This window comes from Nocardia cerradoensis NBRC 101014 (genome assembly GCF_000308535.1).
Classification (GTDB): domain Bacteria; phylum Actinomycetota; class Actinomycetes; order Mycobacteriales; family Mycobacteriaceae; genus Nocardia; species Nocardia cerradoensis.
Window position 1 is genome coordinate 1 of record NZ_BAFW01000374.1, and the last position, 18897, is coordinate 18897.

The 18897-nt window shown below is 68.6% G+C and carries 20 protein-coding genes; 12 read left to right on the forward strand and 8 right to left on the reverse strand.

The features are described from left to right. A partial coding sequence (locus ON23_RS32150; protein WP_051043653.1) for a response regulator transcription factor occupies positions 1 to 622 on the reverse strand: 622 nt, incomplete at its 3' end. 239 nt (positions 623 to 861) lie between these two features. Between ON23_RS32150 and ON23_RS32155 the strand changes: the two genes are divergently transcribed. Together ON23_RS32155 and ON23_RS32160 are read left to right on the forward strand one after the other, a co-directional pair. After that, positions 862 to 1563, forward strand: a complete 702-nt coding sequence (locus ON23_RS32155; protein ID WP_051043648.1) for a hypothetical protein — start codon at positions 862 to 864, stop codon at positions 1561 to 1563. Between the two features lie 44 nt (positions 1564 to 1607). Next, positions 1608 to 2162, forward strand: a complete 555-nt coding sequence (locus ON23_RS32160) for a GNAT family N-acetyltransferase (RefSeq protein WP_039783031.1) — start codon at positions 1608 to 1610, stop codon at positions 2160 to 2162. A 20-nt stretch (positions 2163 to 2182) separates the two neighbouring features. Here the strand turns inward: ON23_RS32160 and ON23_RS32165 are convergent, their stop codons facing one another. Next, a complete protein-coding gene (locus ON23_RS32165; RefSeq protein WP_063821381.1) occupies positions 2183 to 2638 on the reverse strand; it encodes a DUF4345 domain-containing protein in 456 nt (151 codons plus the stop codon). Positions 2639 to 2704: 66 nt separating this feature from the next. On the opposite strand from ON23_RS32165, the gene ON23_RS32170 reads away from it, so the two are divergent. Next, positions 2705 to 3166: a TetR/AcrR family transcriptional regulator gene (locus ON23_RS32170; RefSeq protein ID WP_174376538.1), complete on the forward strand. Its 462-nt coding sequence runs from the start codon at positions 2705 to 2707 to the stop codon at positions 3164 to 3166. A gap of 42 nt (positions 3167 to 3208) precedes the next feature. Here ON23_RS32170 and ON23_RS32175 read toward each other — a convergent pair whose 3' ends face one another. Both ON23_RS32175 and ON23_RS32180 read right to left on the reverse strand, forming a co-directional pair. After that, complete coding sequence (locus ON23_RS32175; protein WP_039783064.1) at positions 3209 to 3937, reverse strand: ABC transporter permease; 729 nt, start codon at positions 3935 to 3937, stop codon at positions 3209 to 3211. Positions 3938 to 3963: 26 nt separating this feature from the next. Beyond that, positions 3964 to 5241: a glycosyltransferase gene (locus ON23_RS32180; protein WP_039783033.1), complete on the reverse strand. Its 1278-nt coding sequence runs from the start codon at positions 5239 to 5241 to the stop codon at positions 3964 to 3966. Positions 5242 to 5330: 89 nt separating this feature from the next. Here ON23_RS32180 and ON23_RS36580 point away from each other — a divergent pair, with 89 nt between their 5' ends. Beyond that, a complete protein-coding gene (locus tag ON23_RS36580) occupies positions 5331 to 7913 on the forward strand; it encodes a cytochrome P450 (protein ID WP_245556248.1) in 2583 nt (860 codons plus the stop codon). Here ON23_RS36580 and ON23_RS32190 read toward each other — a convergent pair. Further along, positions 7910 to 8422: a mycothiol transferase gene (locus ON23_RS32190; protein WP_039783035.1), complete on the reverse strand. Its 513-nt coding sequence runs from the start codon at positions 8420 to 8422 to the stop codon at positions 7910 to 7912. The genes ON23_RS36580 and ON23_RS32190 overlap by 4 nt on opposite strands. Positions 8423 to 8791: 369 nt before the next feature. On the opposite strand from ON23_RS32190, the gene ON23_RS32195 reads away from it, so the two are divergent. From ON23_RS32195 to ON23_RS32205, 3 genes are all read left to right on the forward strand, one after another. Continuing rightward, positions 8792 to 10000 carry a cytochrome P450 family protein gene (locus tag ON23_RS32195; RefSeq protein ID WP_051043649.1) on the forward strand — a complete coding sequence of 403 codons (1209 nt, stop codon included), beginning with the start codon at positions 8792 to 8794 and terminating at the stop codon, positions 9998 to 10000. 10 nt (positions 10001 to 10010) lie between these two features. After that, positions 10011 to 11228 (forward strand): cytochrome P450 family protein, encoded by a 1218-nt coding sequence (locus ON23_RS32200; protein WP_039783036.1) that lies wholly within the window; start codon positions 10011 to 10013, stop codon positions 11226 to 11228. A gap of 86 nt (positions 11229 to 11314) precedes the next feature. Further along, on the forward strand, positions 11315 to 12022 hold the full coding sequence (locus tag ON23_RS32205) for a cyclase family protein (protein ID WP_039783038.1): 708 nt from the start codon (positions 11315 to 11317) through the stop codon (positions 12020 to 12022). Between the two features lie 392 nt (positions 12023 to 12414). Here the strand turns inward: ON23_RS32205 and ON23_RS32215 are convergent, their stop codons facing one another. Beyond that, positions 12415 to 13260: an NAD(P)H-binding protein gene (locus ON23_RS32215; RefSeq protein WP_039783042.1), complete on the reverse strand. Its 846-nt coding sequence runs from the start codon at positions 13258 to 13260 to the stop codon at positions 12415 to 12417. Positions 13261 to 13416: 156 nt separating this feature from the next. Here ON23_RS32215 and ON23_RS32220 point away from each other — a divergent pair, with 156 nt between their 5' ends. Then, entirely contained in the window at positions 13417 to 14313 is an 897-nt protein-coding gene (locus ON23_RS32220) for a cation efflux transmembrane domain-containing protein (protein WP_039783044.1), read from the forward strand. A 13-nt stretch (positions 14314 to 14326) separates the two neighbouring features. On the opposite strand, the gene ON23_RS32225 is transcribed toward ON23_RS32220, so the two are convergent. Then, positions 14327 to 14797, reverse strand: a complete 471-nt coding sequence (locus ON23_RS32225; RefSeq protein ID WP_039783046.1) for a nucleoside deaminase — start codon at positions 14795 to 14797, stop codon at positions 14327 to 14329. 115 nt (positions 14798 to 14912) lie between these two features. On the opposite strand from ON23_RS32225, the gene cynR reads away from it, so the two are divergent. The 4 genes from cynR to ON23_RS32245 all read left to right on the forward strand — a co-directional run bounded on the left by cynR (position 14913) and on the right by ON23_RS32245 (position 17568). Next, complete coding sequence (gene cynR, locus ON23_RS32230; RefSeq protein WP_039783048.1) at positions 14913 to 15797, forward strand: transcriptional regulator CynR; 885 nt, start codon at positions 14913 to 14915, stop codon at positions 15795 to 15797. A 98-nt stretch (positions 15798 to 15895) separates the two neighbouring features. After that, positions 15896 to 16486 (forward strand): carbonic anhydrase, encoded by a 591-nt coding sequence (locus tag ON23_RS32235; protein ID WP_039783050.1) that lies wholly within the window; start codon positions 15896 to 15898, stop codon positions 16484 to 16486. Positions 16487 to 16535: 49 nt separating this feature from the next. Then, entirely contained in the window at positions 16536 to 17006 is a 471-nt protein-coding gene (gene cynS / locus ON23_RS32240; protein ID WP_039783052.1) for a cyanase, read from the forward strand. A 37-nt stretch (positions 17007 to 17043) separates the two neighbouring features. Then, positions 17044 to 17568, forward strand: coding sequence for a nucleoside deaminase (locus ON23_RS32245; RefSeq protein WP_039783054.1), 525 nt, complete (start codon positions 17044 to 17046; stop codon positions 17566 to 17568). Positions 17569 to 18199: 631 nt separating this feature from the next. Here ON23_RS32245 and ON23_RS32250 read toward each other — a convergent pair. Further along, positions 18200 to 18778 carry a TetR/AcrR family transcriptional regulator gene (locus ON23_RS32250; RefSeq protein WP_039783068.1) on the reverse strand — a complete coding sequence of 193 codons (579 nt, stop codon included), beginning with the start codon at positions 18776 to 18778 and terminating at the stop codon, positions 18200 to 18202. Positions 18779 to 18897 lie beyond the last annotated feature (119 nt).

Below are 18897 nucleotides of genomic sequence, written 5' to 3' on the forward strand. Positions count from 1 at the left end.
GATAGGAGACATAGAGCTCGACGATATTGGAGCGTCCGCCGAAGTCGTAGCTCCAGACCCGGTCCAGGATCTGCGCCTTGCTCAGCACGCGGCGGGGGTTGCGCATGAAATAGCGCAGCAGTTCGAATTCCGTGGACGTCAGGGTGATCGGCTCGCCCGCGCGTGTCACCTCGTGGCTGTCCTCGTCGAGCATCAGATCACCCACCACGATCTGAGCGTCGTTGTCGACGGTGGTGATGCCGGTGCGGCGCAGCAGCGCACGCAGGCGCAGGACCACCTCTTCGATGCTGAACGGTTTGGTGACGTAGTCGTCGCCGCCGGCGGTGAGCCCGGCGATGCGGTCCTCGACCGAATCCTTCGCGGTCAGCAGCAGCACCGGCAGATACGGCAGATCGCGGCGCAGCTTCGCGAGCACCTCGAGTCCGGTCATATCGGGCAGCATCACGTCGAGAACCACCACGTCGGGGCGGTTCTCGCGGGCGGCGGTGACCGCAGTGCGACCGTCGGCGGCGGTGACGACCTGCCAGCCTTCGTAGCGCAGCGCCATCGACACCATTTCCGCGAGCACCGGTTCGTCGTCGACGACGAGGACGGTCACGGGGCTGCCGTCCGCGCGGCGCATCACGACGCGCTCGGCCGGGGTGTTCGTGCTGGTCATGACCCCAGTCTGGGGACGGCTGCTATGCGTCCGCTGTGCCATGTCTGGGGGTCGGCTGTGAGTGCGGCGGTCGTGACCCGCGCACCACAGCGAGTACCGAACGAGTCCACAGCGCAGACCCAGCTTCGCACCGCAGGGTTGACCGAGCAACGCGATCGCGGCATCGACGGCCCGCGATCGTCTTCGACGACAAGGAGTACGCGATGACGGAGTCCACCCCACAGCCGCCGGCCGGGCCGGAACACACCTGGGGCGCACCGCAGACCCAGCCGGCCGCCACCTGGTCGACGAAGAAGTCGCTGGCCGCGGTCGGCATCGCCGCGGCGATCGCGGCGGCCGGGGGCGGCGTCGTCTACGCGGCCACCCATTCCAGCGGCAGTGAGCACGGCGGGCCGGGCGGGCCGGGCGGGCCGGGCGGCCCCGGGACCAGCTGGGGTGGCGGGCGCAATGCGTCGGGTCCCGGCGGTATGGGCATGACGGGCGCGAGCCTGCACGGCCAGTTCGTGATCTCCGACGGCAACGGCGGCTACACCACCGAGATCACCCAGACGGGCACGGTGACCGCGGTCTCGGACACCTCGATCACCGCCAAGAGCGCCGACAACTTCAGCCAGACCTACACGATTTCCGGCAGCACCCAGCATTCGGCGGTGAAAGTCGGTGACACCGTGCGCATTCAGGGCACGGAGGTGAACGGGACCGCGACCGCGACGGCGATCACGAGCGGCACCGAATCCGGTCGGACGGATGGCCGCACGGGACGGTCCAGCCGCTTCGGCGGGATGGCGCAGGGCGGTGATCCGGGGCAGAACGGTCCCGGTCCGGGTGGCGCGGCTCCGGGACAGGGCGGCGGCCCCGGTATGGCACCGCCGATGGACGGCGCTCCGAATCAGCCCAACGGCTGAGTGCACACTCCGGCCGCCCGGCACACCTCTGGCAAACTGGGCGAATGGACAGCGATGCGGTGATCGTGCCCATGGGTCTGGGGCATTTGCGGCAGGTATTGGACCTGGGTCACGAGGTGTTCGACACCGACGTCAAGCCCTACACGTCGTGGTCCTTGACGTCGGTGGCCGAGCACCTCGATTCGGCGGACAACGCCTGCTGGGTGGCATTGGATTCGGATCGGGTGGTGGGATTCGTGCTCGGGTCCATGGAATTCGAACTCCGGGACGACTGGGGATACCTCGAATGGATCGCGGTGGCACCGGATATGCAGGGGCGCGGACTGGCGCGGCGACTGGTGGATATCTGTTCGGAGGCGTTGTTCGCGCGGGGAGCCCGGCGCATCGTGACCGACGTGGAGCAGAGCAACACCGCCTCGGCCACGTTGATGACCCGAAGCGGATTCAGTCCGGCCGCCTCGGTCACCTTGTTCGTCCGGCCCAATCCCGCTGAGCCGGAACCGGATTCGGAGGCGCCGCTGCCGCCGATCGCGCCGGGCGCCAAACGAGCGTTGATCCGGCGCGGCCGGCTCGCGGGTGACAACCGCGGCCCGCACTGAGCCACGCGAACCGGCCGCGGCTATCCGGTCCCTTCTCGCCGTATCGCCGGCGCCACGCCGAGAGACCCGACGCCGGATCCGCGGCCGTCGTCCGGCCCACGGCCGACGCACACCGCCCGCACCAAAACGTAGTTCAGTACCGGAATCAGCAGTTCCACCGGCGTCATGAGCACATAGAACCAATTGGGCTCCCCGCTCACCGCCCATGCCAGCATGCGGGCGAGTCCGCCGGCGAAGAAGACGGCGCCGAGTGCGTTGATCGCCGGCCCTCGGCGCTCCACATCACGCGCACACCACGCCACGGCCAGGCCGTAGGCGCCGAACACGACCGCGTAGAAGCGCATATCGGAATCGACGGTGGCGTTCACCGGCCCGCCGCCGATGATGCTGGCGGTACCGAATACCAAGTGCGTCAGCGCGATTCCCGTACACGCGAGCCCGAACACCAGTAGCCAGATCTGCAGCAGTCGTCGCATGCCGACCCCTATTAGACGGTTGTTGAATAAGCTCCACGGTAGGCCGCCGGCGCCTCCCGCGCCCTGATGTACCACTACTTCCCCACCAAGGGAGAGTTCTTCGCGGCCATCTGGAAACGGGCGCACGATCGACTGCTCGCCGAACTGCGTATCGACCCCGACGAGCCGGTTCGCACCGCCGTCTACCGGAGCCTGGTGGCGCATCTGGACTTCTACCGTGCCCACGTTCCGCTGGTTCTCATCGCCAACCGCACCACCTGGGCCGCCGATCCGGCCGTACGCGGGCCGGTGGTCGAGGACCTGAACGCCCTGTGCGAGCGCGTCCTCGACGCCTGTGGCGCCACGGGGCACACGCGCGAGGTGGCCGCCGCGGCGCTGACCGGATGGATCGCCTTCATTCGCGAGGTGGCCGTCGAATGGCTTGCCCATCAACGTATTTCGCGCGACGAAGTGCTGCGGATGTGCATGGCGACCTTGGACGCCACCGCGGGTGCTCAGCTGGATCTGACCGCGCCGCCGCGACGCTGAGGCATTGGGCACCGGTACCGGGGCGGGGCGAACCGTGGTCGGCTATCGCCGGGAGAGCCGATCGAATATCGCACCGGCCGCGGCGAATCCGAGTACCGCGAGGCCCGCACACCAGACGAGAGCCGATGCGGCGCTGCCGCCGGTACCGCTCGAATTCAGCAGGCCGCGCACGGTGTCGACCACGGGTGTGGCGGGTTGATAGTCGGCGAAGCCGCGCAGCCAGCCGGGCATGGTGGAGGTCTGCACGAACGCGCTGCTGATGTAGGGGATGAACATGATCGCGTAGGTCATCCCTCCGGCCGCTTCGGGATTCTTCGCCACCAGTCCCAGCGCCACCGCGATCCAGCAGATCGCCACCACGAACAGCACGATCATGGCCAGTGCCCCCAGCCAGCCCAGCGCGTCCGCGTGCGGGCGATAGCCGAGCAGTACGGCCACGGCCACCGCGATCGCGATGGCGGCGAGATTGCGCGCCACGCCCTCGCCGACGTGCCCCGCGAGGATCGCCTGCCGGAACATCGGCAGCGTCCGGAACCGGTCGATACTGCCTCTGGTCATATCCGCCGAGACCGCGGTCGCGGTGATGGACGCGCCGAATCCGGTGCACAACAACATGATTCCGGGCACGACGTAGTCGAGGTAGGAACCGCCGACGTCGATCGCGCCACCGAAGACGTAGGTGAACAGCATCATCACCAGGATCGGCATGAGCAGCGAGATGATCAGCGTGTCCGGGCTGCGCAGGGTGTGCCGGGCGCACCGGCGGAACATCACCGCCGAATCCGCGGCGATCGTCCTCACCGTGCTGCCGCCTCGACGATATCGGCGGCATGCGCGGCGGCGCCCTCGGTGCGCAAAGTCACGGCGAATTCCTCTGCGCGAGCGCGGCGTTCGGGTTCCAGCAGTGTGGTGACGCCGCGAACAAGGCGTTCGGTGGTGAGGTCGGTGAAACGCAGATGGGCGCCGAGTCCGAGCCGGTCCACCTGCCCGCCCCACATCGGCTGTTCGAACGACACCGAACACACCAGCGTCGGCAGGCCGGCGCGCAGACTCTCGAACAACGTGCCGATCCCGCCGTGATGGACCGCGGCCGCGCAGTACGGGAACACCAGGTCGTAGGCGAACGGGCCGACCACCTTCACCGTCGAATCACCCTGTGTACGAGCGGTTTCCATACCGCTCCAGCCGGCACTGACCAATGCCCGCACACCGAGCCGTCGCGACACCTCGCGCACCATGGCCAGCACGGCGGCGGGATCGCTGATCGGCATACTGCCGAATCCGAAGAACACCGGCGCCTCCCCCGCGTGCACCCAGGACAGGATGTCGGTGTGGTCGTCGCCGAGTTCGCCGACCGCGTGCCGGGTGTCCTGATCCAGGGTCAGGAATCCGGTGAACGGGCGCCGGCCGTCCCACTGTGCCGGTAGCCCGGGCACCAGCGCCGGATCGTAGATCTGCACTTCGGGGACCCGCCGCCGCGCCAGCACCGCCGCGATACTCGCCCGCGACTTCGGCAGTCCGAGCATGCCGCGCAGATCGTTCAGATAGCGCATGAACACGATGCGCCGCAGATTCTCCGCCACGGCCCACGTCGCGCGATTCACCGGCGCGGGGGGCGCCCAACTCGCCGGCAGCGCGCCCGGAAAGGGGTAGGCCCCGTTCGCCCGCGCCGGGTAGTAGTGCAGGCTCACCAGCGGCACATCCATCGCCTCGGCGACCGAGCAGGCCCGGTCCTCGGTGACGGTGCTCGCCACGATCAGGTCGGCGCCCGCGCACACCTCGACCACCTCGCGGTTCATCCGATCGGCATAGTCGGCCATCTGCCGGGCGACCAGTTGCATCAGCCGCAGCGTATTGCCCGCGGCGAGGGCCCGCTGCCCCTCCTCGGAGCTGTAGAGCTGCTGCACATCGGGCCCGCAGGCGCGCGCGGCGAGCCCCGCCGAGGTGGCGAAATCGACCAGATTCGGCGGTGCGCCCAGCACCACGTCGTGGCCGCGGCGCCGCAATTCCAGCCCCAGGGCCAGCACCGGTTGCACGTCGCCGCGGGTGCCGGTCAGCGGAATGGCGATTCTCATGTCGAGTTATCTCCCCTTTTTCCGAGAGCGCAACACTTTCGGCCGAGAAACCCGATGGGGACACTATGGGATATCGAACAACCGGGCGCGTGGGTAACGTGCCGGGCGTGCACATCGCCATGTTCATGGACTATCACCCGGCGACGCTGGGCGGGGTGCAGACCGCGGTGGCGGCATTGCGCCACGGCCTGGAACGCGCCGGACATCGGGTGACGCTGTTCGTGGCGCCACTGTCGGGCGCGGCGATGCCGTCGGATGACGGGGTGGTCGAGCTGGCTCCCCTGGCCGGCGCGGTGGTGAACGGGTTCCCGATGGTGCTGCCGACCGCGCGCAACGCCGCGCTGATCGATGCCGCCTTCGCCGCCCGCGGTCCCGTCGATCTCGTCCACACCCACACCACCTACGGTGTGGCGATCGCGGGGATGAAAGCCGCACGGCGGCATCGCATTCCGCTGGTGCACACCGCGCAGAGCCGCGACGACGCCTTCATCGAGCACACCGCACCGGCGCCCTACCTCTCGGCGCTGGCGCTGCGAATCCTGCACGGCCGCTTCGTCATCCATCCCACGCGGATGCCGCGGGGCGCGCAGAGCCGGGCGGCCCGGCACGCGTGGCACACCATCGTGGGCCAGGGGCAGGCCGCCGACCGGGTCATCGCACCGACTCGCCATTTCGCGGATCTGCTGCTCGACCACGGCCTCACCCGCCCGATCCGGGTGGTCTCCAACGGCGTCGACGAGGCACTGTTCGACGATCAGCGCGCCCCGGCCGCACGCGACATCGACGCTCCGCTGCGGTTGATCTGGTGCGGGCGGCTCTCGGCGGAGAAGCGACTGCTCGAATCGATCGAGGCGGTGCGGCGCGTCCCGGACTGCCTTCTCGACGTGTACGGCGAGGGCGAACTGTCCGCCCGCGCCGCCGCGGTAATCGCCGAACACGGTCTCTCGGATCGGATCACGCTGCACGGCAGGGTTTCTCAGCAGCAGTGCCTCGACGCCATGGCCGCCGCGGACGTGCTGCTGTTTCCGTCGTGGGGTTTCGACACCCAGGGCATGGTGCTGCTCGAAGCGATCGCCACCGGCCTGCCCGTGCTGTACTGCGATCCGGACCTGACCGAATCCGTTCCGGCGGGCGGCGGTCTGCGCGCCGGCGATGCCTCCCCCGCGGCCTTGGCGGAGGCGATCGGCGTGCTGGCGACCGACCGCGACAGGCTGCTCGCGATGCGTACCGAGATGACCCGTCATCGCGATTCGGTGCGACAGTCCGGCCGCATCGACGCGATCGTCGAGGTCTATCGGCAGGCCCAGGCCGACATCGAGCCCGCCGCACAGCGACCGGTGCCACAACGGCTGTCCGACGTGCCCACCGCGCCCGGCGCCCTGCCGCTGATCGGTCACAGCCTGCGCGCCCTGCGCGACGCACCGGGTTTCGTGACCTCGCTCGCCGAACTCGGCCCGATCGTGCGCATCCGGTTCGGCCGCAAGACCGGCTATGTGCTGACCACGCCGGAGCTGGTGCGCGAAGTCGGCCTCGGCGACGCGGAATTGAATCGCGACGATCTGCGGGAAGCGATCGCCGATGTGGCCGGCGGTTCGGTGAACGTGCTGCGCGGCGCCGAACACAAACTGCGGCGGCGCATGATCGCGCCCGCACTGCGGCAGAGCCGGCTCGCCGAATACACGGTCACCGCGGCCGAATTGGCCGACACCTGGTCGGCCGCACTGCCCGCCGGAGGCCGGGTCGACCTGATGGACGAGGCGCACGGCCTGATCCTCGACACCGTGTCCTCGACCCTGTTCACCGCCGAATTCAGCGCGGCGGCCCGGCACCGGATTCGCGACAACGTGCCGTGGCTGCTGAGCCAGGTCATTCTGCGCACCGCCCTGCCGCCCCAGATCCGCCGCCTGCGGGTGATCGCGAATCGGCGCTGGGAGCGCAAGGCGCGCCACCTGCGGGCCGCGATCGGCGCCGCGATCACCGAGTACCGCCGCCGCGACGAGGATTTCAACGACGTGGTGTCGGCGTTGATCCGCCACACCGATCCCGAGACCGGCGCGCGACTGTCGGACGACCACATCATCGACGAGGCCATTCTGATGCTGGCCGGCGGAGTGGGATCGATGGCCTCGCTCACCGGCTGGCTGTGGCACGAGGTGATGCGGCGGCCCGATATCGCCGAACGGGTGCGAGCCGAACTCGACGATGTGGTGGGCGTCGGACCGGTCCGCGCGGAACACATCGGCGAGCTCGTCTACCTGAAACAGGTTGTCTCGGAGACTCTTCGGTTCTGGGGGCCGTGGATCAGCGCCGGGAACGCGTCCGGGCCGGTGACCGTCGGCGGACTCACCATTCCCGACGGCACCGCCATCATGTTCAGCCCGTATCTGGTCCAGCACGACCCGCGCCACTTCCCGAATCCGGAGGCCTTCGATCCCGACCGCTGGTCACCCGTCCGCGTCGCGGAGATCGACAAGCAGGCGAACCTGTCCTTCGGAGTCGGTCGCCGGCGCTGCCTGGGCGACCACTTCGCGCTGCTGGAGATCACGCTCGCCTCGGCGGCGCTGCTGGCGCGATGGCGGCCCGAGCCGGACCCGGCCTACGTCGTGCGAGCCTCGAACCGGGACTTCGTCCTCTCGCCGTCGGCGATTCCGGTGACCCTGTACCGGCGCTAGCGGCGGCGCAGCAGCACCCCGCGGATGAACGCCGCCTGCCCGGAATGCTGGATGTCGTCGTCGACCACGCTGATCAGCCGCACGCCGAGGGTCACCGGCGGATCCCAGCGAGTGTCGACGATCCGCGGCAGGTCGGCGTCGGTGAGGGTGCGGACGTACTCGACGGTGCGGTCGTGCACGGCGTCGTGATAGCCCAGCAGCAATTCGGCCGAGACACCGTCGAGGGCCGCCACCTCCTCCGGATCGTCGCCGTACCCGGTGGCTGACTCGTCGAAGGGCAGGTCGAAGCGGCGCGACCAGCCGGCCGTCGTCCACACCTGTTCGGTGCCGGCCACATCGGCGATGTGGTCGTCCTGCACGCGGGTCAGATGCCAGATCAGCCAGGCGATGGAATTGGCCCCCGGGTCCAGCCGCGCGGCCAGTTCCTCCTGAGTGAGCCCGGCGACCGCGCCGTGCACGTTCTCCTTGATCCGCCCGAAGGCGTCTGCCAGCAGATCGGTGCTCGTCATGGTGGTATGCAAACACACCGGACCGACAGTTCTGCGGAACCGGTGTGAATATGCCCGCTCACAAGGTGTTTCACGGTGGTTCACCGGCCCGCCCCGCACCGGTGCGCCGAGAGTGGAAGACCGACGGAGAGTTCGGTACGTTCCTGCTACCCTGGTCGACAGTCCGGTTACGGATGTCCGGCCGGGCGGCTAACCAAGCCTCTTGTCCTACAACAGATGTGGGGTGACGCTGTAGGACCATACCGACAGCGGAATTCTTCGTCGCGCTCGACAGTTCATTCTCTGGAGTCACATCTTTTGACCACACCACGTTCTGCACTGTCCGCACTACCCGGCGCGGGCGGTCCCGCCACCTGCCCGGTCCAGCACATGGGCTCCCCGGTCGACACCGACGGCCCCCGGATTCTGCTGGACACACCGGAATTCGCCGCCGATCCGCACGGCACGTATCGGGAGATGCGCCGTCGCTACGGGTCGCTGGTCCCGATCGAGCTGTCTCCCGGCGTCCCGGCCACGCTGGTGATCGGCTACCACACCGCATTGCGAATCCTCAACGATCCCGAACACTTCCCGGCCGACCCCCGGGCGTGGCAGGACACGATTCCCGAGGACTGCCCGGTGCGGCCGATGATGCAGTGGTATCCGAACGCGCTGCGCAATGCCGGCAATGTCCACCTGCGCTACCGGCAGGCGTATACGGCGGCCGTCGACGGCATCGACCTGCACGCGCTGCACAGCACGGTGGAGAAGATCGCGATCCCGCTGATCAACAGCTTCTGTGAGGCCGGATCGGCGGATCTGGTGTCGCAGTACGCCTTCCCCTTGGTCTTCGAATCGCTGAACCGCATGGTGGGATGTTCGGCCGAGCTGGGTCAGCGAGTGGCCACCGGTATGGCGGCGCTGTTCGACACCGTGAACGCGGCCTGGGGTATGGAACATCTGAGCCAGGCGTTGATGGAGCTGATCCACCTGCGCCGCGCCGACCCCGGCGACGACGTCACCTCGCGGCTGGCCCACCACCCGGCCAACCTCAGCGACGAGGAGATGCTCTACAACCTGATCAGCTTCTACGGTGCGGGCATCGAGCCCCAGCAGAACCTGATCGCCAACACCCTGCTGCTGATGATCACCGACGACCGGTTCGGCGGCGGCATGCTCGGCGGCAGTCTCTCCACCCGCGACGCGCTGGACGAGGTGTTGTTCAAGGATCCGCCGATGGCGAACTTCTCGATCAGCTATCCGCGCCAGCCCATCCTGATCGACAACGCCTGGCTGCCCGCGCATCAGCCGGTCGTCATCAGCCTGTCCGCGTGCAACAACGATCCGGTCATCGCCGGCGGCGACCGCACCGGCAACCGCTCGCATCTGGCCTGGAGCGCCGGCCCGCACGCCTGCCCGGCCCGTTCGGTGGCGTACCTGGTGGTGCAGGACGCGATCGACCAGCTGCTCGACGCGCTGCCGGAGATGCGCCTGGCCGTCGAGCCGAGCGAAATCACCTGGCGTCCCGGCCCGTTCCACCGTGCGATGGCAGCGCTGCCGGTCACCTTCCCCGCATCTCCTCCGTTGAATCTGGTGTAAGGAGCTTCCGATGAAGCAGGAACCACTGGTGCTCGATCTGACCGGCGCCGATATCCAGGCCGAGAACGAGCGCATCCGGGAACGCGGTCCCGTGGCGCTGGTGGAGTTGCCGGGCGGAGTGCCGGCCTGGTCGGTGACCGATGCGGTCGTGCTGAAGAATCTGCTGTCGGATCCGCGAGTGTCGAAGGATCCGCGTCAGCACTGGTCGGCCTACATCAACGGTGACATCAACGAGTCGTGGCCGCTGCAACCGTGGGTGGCGGCGCAGAACATGTTCACCGCGTACGGAACCGAGCATCGGCGGCTGCGCAAACTGGTCGCCCCGGCGTTCACGCATCGCCGCACCACCGCGATACGCCCGAGGATCGAGGCGATCGTGGCGGATCTGCTCGAACGGTTGAGCGCGACCGCGCCGGGCGAGGTCGTGGACCTGCGCCCGAATTACGCCTACCCGGTGCCGATCCGGGTGATCAGCGAACTGCTGGGCGTGCCCGACCATCTGGACTCGGCCATCCACGCCTGTGTCGACGGCTTCTTCGACACCTCGTTCACACCGGAGCAGGCGCAGGCGAACTTCATCGAAATGGGCCGCCTGATCGGTGAATTGGTGTCGTTCCGGCGGGAGAATCCGGGCGACGACATCACCAGTGTGCTGATCGCGACCCGCAACGAGGACGGCGCCCAGCTCTCGGAGACCGAACTCGTCGACACCCTGATGCTGGTGATCAACGCCGGCCACGAGACCACGCTCAACCTGATCGACCAGGCCATCGTGGCGCTGCTCAGCCATCCGGATCAGCGTGCCGATGTGACCGAGGGCCGGGTGCCGTGGGCGGAGCTGGTCGAGGAGACGCTGCGCTATCAGGCGCCGGTCGCGCATCTGCCGCTGCGATACGCCGTCGAGGACATCGAGGTCGGCGAGATCCGGATTCCGAAGGGTGAGGCGATTCTGGCCTCCTACGGTGCGGCATGCCGCGATCCGAAGGTGCACGGCGAGACCGCCGCCGAGTTCGACGTACACCGCGCGAACAAGGAACACCTCGCCTTCGGCCACGGTGCGCACCACTGCCTGGGCGCTCCCCTGGCGCGGATGGAGGCCTCGATCGCGCTGCCGGCGCTGTTCGACCGCTTCCCGGATCTGCGGCTCGCGGTCGATCCGTCCGAGCTGAACCCCCTGGGCAGCTTCATCTCCAACGGGCACATCTCGGTTCCGGTGTACCTGCGATAGTTTCAGCGGGTTCCGCGCCGGCACATCGGCGCCGGCGCGGAATCGCGAGATCTCGTCCGGGTAGTGTCCACACGGGAGGCGAACCGATGGCGTATTCGGCCGTGCTGAACCTGTCGCATCCCCTGTCCGCCGAGGTCGTGTCGGTGTTCCCCGGCGATCCCGCGCCGCGGATCGACACCATCGCCACACTCGACGAACACGGCTTCCATCTGCAGGCGGTCACCGTCGGCGAACACACCGGAACCCATTGGGGCGCACCGGCTCACTTCACCGCCGGTGCGGCGACGGCCGATCGGCTCACTCCCGGGGATTTCGTCCTGCCCGGCGTCCGCATCGATATCAGCGCGCGAGCGGAACACGACCGCGACTACGCGCTCACGGTCGATGATCTGCTCGAATGGCAGGACCGGCACGGCGCCTTCCCCGCCGAGGCCGCTGTCCTCCTGCGCACCGGGTGGGAAAGACACTGGGGCACCGACGATTTCGCGTCGGTCGATCCGCAGGGCCGCATACATCACCCAGGCTTCTCGGTGGCGGCGGTGCACTGGCTGCTCGACCACGGCGTACTCGGCCGGCGCGGCGCCCTCGGCACCGACGCCTTCAGTCCCGATATCGGCATCGACGACACCTTCCGGGTTTCGAAGCTGCTGTACCGCGAACACCGCCTCAGCCTCGAGATCCTCGCCCACCTGGGGGATCTGCCGGACCGCGGCTTCACCGTCGTCGTGGGCGGATTCGTCACCGCGGGCGGCTCGGGGTCACCGGCGTCGATATACGCGTTGATCGAATCCTGAATCTCGGAGCGGCGGCACGGCCCCGTATCGCCCGGCCGCCGGGCGGGTGCACTCAGCGCAGGGGTTCGAGAACTCGCTCGACCAGGGCGGTGTCACAGTATTCGGTCACCTCGAGCAGCCGCGCGTTGGTCAGGATCGATCACCCGGCGGCGGTGCGCCCCACCCGAGTGGTACGGCGCGCAGCGACTCGAGAGGAACCCAGCGCAGCGACCCGATATGAAGCCAGCGCAGCGGCCGCGGCTGCGACGCAGGCGTTCATCGAGGCGTTGCGCGATACCGCGGCGGTCCTCACCAGCGAGATGCGGGGGCGGCTGCGCCCGAATGCCGCGGGCTCGCGAACGAACTCGCCGTCGTAGCCCCCACTGCGTTCGCGGCGCCGAAACCGTTGTCCGTCAACGGAATCGGTCACGGTTGCGGCCGCACCAGTCGGCGAAGGTTCGCGGCGCGCGACCGAGCAGGCGCCGCACCGTGTCGGTCCGCAGGCCGACGGTGTCGGCGCGCATGAGCGTGAATCCCTCCAGGATCGCTTCCGCCAGGGCCGGTGGCGCCCCCTGGGGATAGCGGGAGCGGACGGCCTCCTCGGCGGTGGTGGCGGTCTCGACCGCGATCGGGCGGCCGATCGCGTCGGCCAGCACCGCGACCTGCTCGGCGATGGTGAAAGTCTGCTCGCCGGTGAGGCAGTAGGTGGTGTCGTGCCCCGGCTGGGTGAGCGCGATCGCCGCCACCGCCGCGATATCGGCGGGGTCGATCGGCGCGTAGCGGCCGGGGCCGGTGGGATCGAACACGGGCCGGCCGGCACGGATATCCGGCGCCCACTCGAGCGCGTTGGTCATGAAGCCGCCGGGACGCAGGATCGTCGCGGACATGCCCGAGCCACCGACGATCTGCTCTCGTTCGTGGTGCCAGCGCCCCATCGCCGGCATCGGATCACCCAGCACGTTGTACGACGACACCAGCACGACATGCCGGATCCCGGCGTGCCGCGCCGCCACCACCGCATGCCGCGCGGGCTCCACCGCCAGTCCCGGAACGAGCAGGAACAGCGAGTCGATCCCCTCGCACGCCGCCCGCAACGCCGCCGGGTCCGTCAGGTCGCCGACCACCCGTTCGGCGGCGGACGGGAGATCGGCGGCACGCGCCGGGTCCCGGACGAACAAGCGCATCGCCACACCCGTTCTGTCGAGTTCGGCCACGAGCTCTCGGCCGATATGCCCGGTCGCACCGGTTACCAGTATCATTTCACTCCAATCGTTAGCCGCCTATCGATAAACATTAGGCGGCTAACAAAACCTCGTCAATCGATGATTTCCGGGAAATGACCGCGGGCCACCGACACCTGCCCGTTCCCGGGGCGAATCGGTCCGCCGGTGACAGCCAGGTCGTAGCGTGAGCACATGCGCGCGCTCGTGTTCTCGATGTGGGCCTCGGTGGTGTTCGTGGTGGTCTCGCTGGCGTGGGGGCTGGCCGCGGGATCGCAGATGATCGTGTTCGACGGACTGTATTCCCTTGTGGGCATTGCACTTTCGGCGGTGTCGGTGGCGGCGCAGCGGACCGTCGCGAAGGGGGCCGACGCGTCGTATCCGTGGGGGCGCGAGACCTGGGAGCCGGTCGCCATCGTGGTCCGCTCGACCGCCCTGGGCGGACTGTGCGTCTACGGATCGGTGAACGCCGTGCGGGAGATCCTGCACGGCGGCCGGGCCGTCTCGGCCGTCTCCGCGCTGGCGTACGCGATCACCGCGTCACTGCTCAGTGTGCTGGTGGCGCTGGTGTTGTGGCATGCCGGACGCTCCGGTTCGGGGCTGGTCCGGGCGGAGGCCGCCGAATGGGGCGGCGATGCCGCCTTCAGCCTGATCACCCTGGCCGGATTCGGCGCGGCGGTGGCATTGGAGGCCGCCGGCCGCGACGACATCGCGCGCTACGTCGACCCCGCGCTGGTGATCATCGTGTCCCTGGCCTACCTCTGGATCCCGATCCGGCTGTTCCGCTCCGCCTTTCGCGAAATTCTCACCATGGCCGCCCCGCATTCGGTGGTCACCGACGTCGAGCGGCTGTGCGACCGGGTCCGCGCCGACCACGACTTCGCCGCATCGTTCGTTCGCGCCTCCACCGTGGGCAGCCGCCTCGATCTGGAACTCGCCTTCGTCGTCGGTCCCCGGACCACCGAGCGCACCGTCGAATCCTTCGACGCCGTCCGCGCCGATATCGACGCACAGCTGAACGCCCGGAATTACCACCACTCGACGTCGGTGGTGTTCACCGCGAATCGCCACTGGGTGGAGTGGGCACGCTGAGCGATCATGTGAATCACGGTGTCGGGCCGGCGGTTTCGGCATAGCGCCGGAACGGGACCAGCGCCTCCTCCCCCAGATGCGGTCCCGAGACGGCGATCTCCGCGTCACTGGCTCCGACGACCTCCGCGCAGCCGAGGGCGAACCGCGGATGTCCGCCGATGATCGCGGCGAAATCCGCCTCCGCGGCGGCGAAGACGATACGGGCGACGCCGGCCCAGACGAGCGCCGCGCTGCACATCGGGCACGGTTCGCCGCCGGCGTAGACGGTCGCGCCGACGAGATCGGCGGACGGGCCCGCGGCGGTGAGGGCGCCGAGTTCGGCATGTGCGGTGACCACACCGGATGCGGCGACCTCGTTGCGGCCCTCGGCGACCGTCGTCCCGTCGGCGGCCACGATCACGGCGCCGAAGGGGCGGTTGCCCCGGCGGCCGGCTTCCTCGCCCAAGGCGATCGCCCGGCGCAGGTGGTCGTTGTCGTGCTGCATCGCTGTCCTCGCTTCGATCGGCTGCGCGCGTTCCCTCGCCAGCATGCAGAACAGCGGCGATAGTGTCCAAGACACTCTCCCCATCATCGTCATTGGCGCGACCTATAGTTGGCCGATGGAGTTGCGCCACATCCGGTATCTGCTGGCCGTCGCCGACCACGGCAACTTCACCCGTGCCGCGGAATCGCTGCACATCTCACAGCCGACGCTGTCGCAGCAGATCAAACAGCTCGAGCGGATGCTGGGCGTGGTACTGCTCGACCGCTCCGGCCGCACGGTCCGGCTGACCGATGCCGGGCAGGCGTATGCGCGCCACGCCCGGCTCGCACTGCGCGATCTGGAGGCCGGCGAACGCGCGGTGCACGACGTTCAGGATCTGTCCCGCGGCCATCTGCGGGTGGCGACGACGCCGACCTTCACCGCCTATCTGATCGGTCCGCTCGTGCACCGCTTCCGTTCCGAGCATCCGGGGATCAGCCTCACCATTCGCGAGACGACCCAGGATGCGATCGAGGCGGATCTGCTCGCCGACCGGCTCGATCTCGGAATCGCCTTCGCCGGCGCGCACGCCGCGGGAGTCGAGCACACCGCGCTGTTCACCGAAAAACTCGGCCTGGTCGTCGGCTCGGACCATCCGTTCGCCACTGCCGCGCAACCACTGTCGGCCGGGGCGCTGGCCGGCGTCCCGCTGGGGCTGCTGAGTGCGGACTTCGCCACCCGCCTGCACATCGACCGATACTTCGACGAATGCGGCGTCGCTCCGGATATCGCGGTCGAGGCGAATTCGATCAGCGCGCTGCTGGAATTCGTCCGGCGCGGATCGCTCGCCACGGTATTGCCCGACGCGATCACGCGGGCACAGGCCGATCTGCACCCGATCCCCCTGAACCCTCCCCTGCCGATCCGCACGGTGGAGTTGCTGCGCCGCCACACCGCCTACCACTCGGCCGCCGCCCGCGCGTTCACCGGCGCGGTCCATGCGATCGCCCGAGACTATTGATTCGAACTATGGTTACGATCCGATACAAGTATTGGACCCTATAGCTACAGGTCATGCAGGCTGGTCTCAGTCCCCAGCCACTCCGAACGGAGCGCTTCATGCATGACCTCACCACCGGCGTCACGCACTTCCGCGACGCCGTCTTCCCCGCCAAGGCGGAGTTGTTCGCCCAGCTCACCACGACGCATACGCCCGGCACCCTGTTCATCGGATGCTCCGACGCACGTGTCGTGCCCGAACTGATCACCAGTAGCGAACCCGGTGAGCTGTTCGTCGTGCGCACCGCGGGCAATCTCGTCCCCGCGTACGGGCCGGGGTCCGACGGCGTGGCGGCCAGTATCGAATACGCCGTCGCGGTGCTGGGCGTCGAACGCATCGTGGTGTGCGGGCACTCCGGCTGCGGGGCGATGACGGCATTGGCCGAACGCCACGATCTCAGCACGATGCCCACCGTCGCCGCGTGGCTGCGCCATGCCGATGCCGCCGCGGCCCGCCCGGGCTCGGCGGCGATCGCGTCGCTGATCCGCGCGAACGTCGTTGCTCAGCAAGCGAATCTGGCCACCCACCCGGCGGTGGCGCGGGCCTTGTCGACCGGAGCCGTCACCGTCGAAGGCTGGGTCTTCGACATCGGTACCGGCACCGTCACCGTGATCGACCCGGCGGGATCCGACCGGACCCTGGCCGCCTGAAACCCCCGCGCCGCCGTGCATGACGGCGGCCGAAAGAGAGGAAAACCCTATGGTGCACGCACAATTCGATCCGGCCGCGCGTCAGGCGCTGGCCGCGACGGCGGTCGAGGCCAAGATCGCCAAGGATCTCACCTGGCAGCAGATCGCCGACACCGCCGGCTATTCGACGGCCTTCGTCACCGCGGCGATCCTCGGGCAGCATCCCCTGCCGAAACAGGCCGCGGAGGCCGTGGCCGAGCTGCTCGGGCTGGGCGACGACGCGGCGGCGCTGCTGCAGACCATCCCCACCCGCGGGTCGATTCCGGGCGGCGTGCCGACGGATCCGACGATCTACCGCTTCTACGAAATGCTGCAGGTGTACGGCACCACGCTCAAAGCGCTGGTCCACGAGCAGTTCGGCGACGGCATCATCAGCGCCATCAACTTCGAGCTCGACGTGCGCAAGGTGCCCGATCCGGAGGGCGGCGAACGCGCCGTGATCACGCTGGACGGCAAGTACCTGCCCACCAAGCCCTTCTGAACACTCACTTCCCGAACACGACTCACCCAGGAGTGCCATGGATTTCGCACAACGCACCATCGATCTGGCCCGCCGCAACGTCGAGGAGGGCGGCCGGCCGTTCGCGACGGTCATCGTCAAGGACGGGGAGATTCTCGCCGAGAGCCCCAACCTGGTCGCGCAGACCTCGGACCCGACCGCACACGCGGAGATCCTCGCGATCCGCCAGGCCTGCACCACCCTCGGCACCGAACATCTGACCGGAACCACGATCTACATCCTCGCCCTGCCCTGTCCGATGTGCCTGGGCGCGCTGTACTACTGCTCCCCCGACGAGGTCGTCTTCCTCACCACCCGCGAGGCCTACGCGCCGCACTACGTCGACGACCGGAAGTACTTCGAGCTCAACACCTTCTACGACGAATTCGCACGTCCGTGGGATGAGCGCCGGCTGCCGATGCGCCACGAACCCCGCGCCGATGCGGTCGACGTCTACCGCCGATGGCAGGAACGCAACAACGGCGAGCGCCGGGTGGCGGGAGCGCCGACGACCGCGCCACGAAATACAGCTGCTGGGGCATGAGCGTTCCCGTGTGCCCGCTGGGCATCACGCCGGTCATCCGGAGCCGGCCCAAACCCAGTGCGGCAGCGGCCTTCTCCCGAGCACGGACCAGTGGACGCCACCGCCAGGTGATCAGCGGCATACGCTTCCCGGCGGCGTTGAGCGCACGCAGTGCCGGCGTGTCGGATGCGGTCAGGGTCCATTCCAGAGCCGGCCGGTCGACGGTGACCCGCAGTGAGGCCGGACCGGTCCACGCCACGGCGATGGTGGCGAATCCGGTATGGGTACAGGCGGGGCCGTAGTAGCGGGGGCAGGCGGTCTCGAGCCGGTCACCGTCGACGAAGATCGACCAGCGGCCTTCCGGATCGCGGTGCCATACCGTGACGTAGGGGCCGAAGTCGTTCTCGGGGAAGACCCGGAGGGCGAGCACGTGGCCGCTGTCGAACGGGAGGCCGAAAACGCCCCAGCCCTTGACGTATTCGTGGTCCGGCCACGGCGCCGAGCCGCGTCGCCGCGGTAGATCGGTCAATCGGGAGGCCAGATCGAGTGTGGTCGTCGACATTGCGAAACCTCGATTCGTGCGTGGTTCGTCCCAGGAACGCTAGGCGCGACGCGGGTCCCTGTCGTCGGGTGTTCTCCCGACAAATGCCGATCAACCCGCGGCGGGAATGGCACGCTCCACGATCGTGTGCACCAGTTCCGCCGCCCGCCGCTCGTCGAAAATGCCGGGGAGCGTGAGCCGTTCGAGGATGAGCCAGTTCAAGGCGAGATACAGCAGCACCACGGCGTCCTCGTCGCCGGGCAGCTGTGACTCCCGGAAGTTGGCGATGTTGAAGTCCAGGTCCGCGCGGACTCGCTCGGTCAGCAGCGCCTGCAGTTCGGGACGGCGGGTGGCCTCCAGCCGCAGTTCGAGAATCGCGAGATAGCCGGTGCGGAAATGGAAGACGCGCTCGACCACCTCGGTCATGAGTTCGGTCATACTCTCGCGGGTCTGCGGGCCGCGCGATTTCGCCATCGCTTCCTCGCTCGGGATCAGCCGCTCGTAATAGCGGTTGCCGACCTGCACGAGCAGCGCGTCCCGGTTGGGGAAGTAGTTGGACGCCGTGCCCGCCGGGACTCCCGCCTCCTGATCCACCGCCCGGAAGGTCAGCCCGCGGGCCCCCTCCCGGGCCAGGACCTCGATCGACGCGTCCAGCAGAGCCTGCCGGCGTTCCGGATTCGTGCGCACCACTTGACACCACTCCATCTGTAGTACTACGGTTCAAAACACTTCGATCAGAGTACTACAGCTGAGGCGGTACCGATATGCGAAAGCAACGCAGCACCTTCCCGGCCCAGGCCGATCAGCGA

What these genes read in the sequence shown, in the direction of transcription:
- ON23_RS32155 (WP_051043648.1), top strand. Translation starts at nt 862, where the DNA reads ATGACGGAGTCCACCCCACAGCCGCCGGCCGGGCCGGAACACACCTGG.
- ON23_RS32160 (WP_039783031.1), top strand. Translation starts at nt 1,608, where the DNA reads ATGGACAGCGATGCGGTGATCGTGCCCATGGGTCTGGGGCATTTGCGG.
- ON23_RS32165 (WP_063821381.1), bottom strand. Translation starts at nt 2,638, where the DNA reads ATGCGACGACTGCTGCAGATCTGGCTACTGGTGTTCGGGCTCGCGTGT.
- ON23_RS32170 (WP_174376538.1), top strand. Translation starts at nt 2,705, where the DNA reads ATGTACCACTACTTCCCCACCAAGGGAGAGTTCTTCGCGGCCATCTGG.
- ON23_RS32175 (WP_039783064.1), bottom strand. Translation starts at nt 3,937, where the DNA reads ATGTTCCGCCGGTGCGCCCGGCACACCCTGCGCAGCCCGGACACGCTG.
- ON23_RS32180 (WP_039783033.1), bottom strand. Translation starts at nt 5,241, where the DNA reads ATGAGAATCGCCATTCCGCTGACCGGCACCCGCGGCGACGTGCAACCG.
- ON23_RS32190 (WP_039783035.1), bottom strand. Translation starts at nt 8,422, where the DNA reads ATGACGAGCACCGATCTGCTGGCAGACGCCTTCGGGCGGATCAAGGAG.
- ON23_RS32195 (WP_051043649.1), top strand. Translation starts at nt 8,792, where the DNA reads ATGGGCTCCCCGGTCGACACCGACGGCCCCCGGATTCTGCTGGACACA.
- ON23_RS32200 (WP_039783036.1), top strand. Translation starts at nt 10,011, where the DNA reads ATGAAGCAGGAACCACTGGTGCTCGATCTGACCGGCGCCGATATCCAG.
- ON23_RS32205 (WP_039783038.1), top strand. Translation starts at nt 11,315, where the DNA reads ATGGCGTATTCGGCCGTGCTGAACCTGTCGCATCCCCTGTCCGCCGAG.
- ON23_RS32215 (WP_039783042.1), bottom strand. Translation starts at nt 13,260, where the DNA reads ATGATACTGGTAACCGGTGCGACCGGGCATATCGGCCGAGAGCTCGTG.
- ON23_RS32220 (WP_039783044.1), top strand. Translation starts at nt 13,417, where the DNA reads ATGCGCGCGCTCGTGTTCTCGATGTGGGCCTCGGTGGTGTTCGTGGTG.
- ON23_RS32225 (WP_039783046.1), bottom strand. Translation starts at nt 14,797, where the DNA reads ATGCAGCACGACAACGACCACCTGCGCCGGGCGATCGCCTTGGGCGAG.
- cynR (WP_039783048.1), top strand. Translation starts at nt 14,913, where the DNA reads ATGGAGTTGCGCCACATCCGGTATCTGCTGGCCGTCGCCGACCACGGC.
- ON23_RS32235 (WP_039783050.1), top strand. Translation starts at nt 15,896, where the DNA reads ATGCATGACCTCACCACCGGCGTCACGCACTTCCGCGACGCCGTCTTC.
- cynS (WP_039783052.1), top strand. Translation starts at nt 16,536, where the DNA reads ATGGTGCACGCACAATTCGATCCGGCCGCGCGTCAGGCGCTGGCCGCG.
- ON23_RS32245 (WP_039783054.1), top strand. Translation starts at nt 17,044, where the DNA reads ATGGATTTCGCACAACGCACCATCGATCTGGCCCGCCGCAACGTCGAG.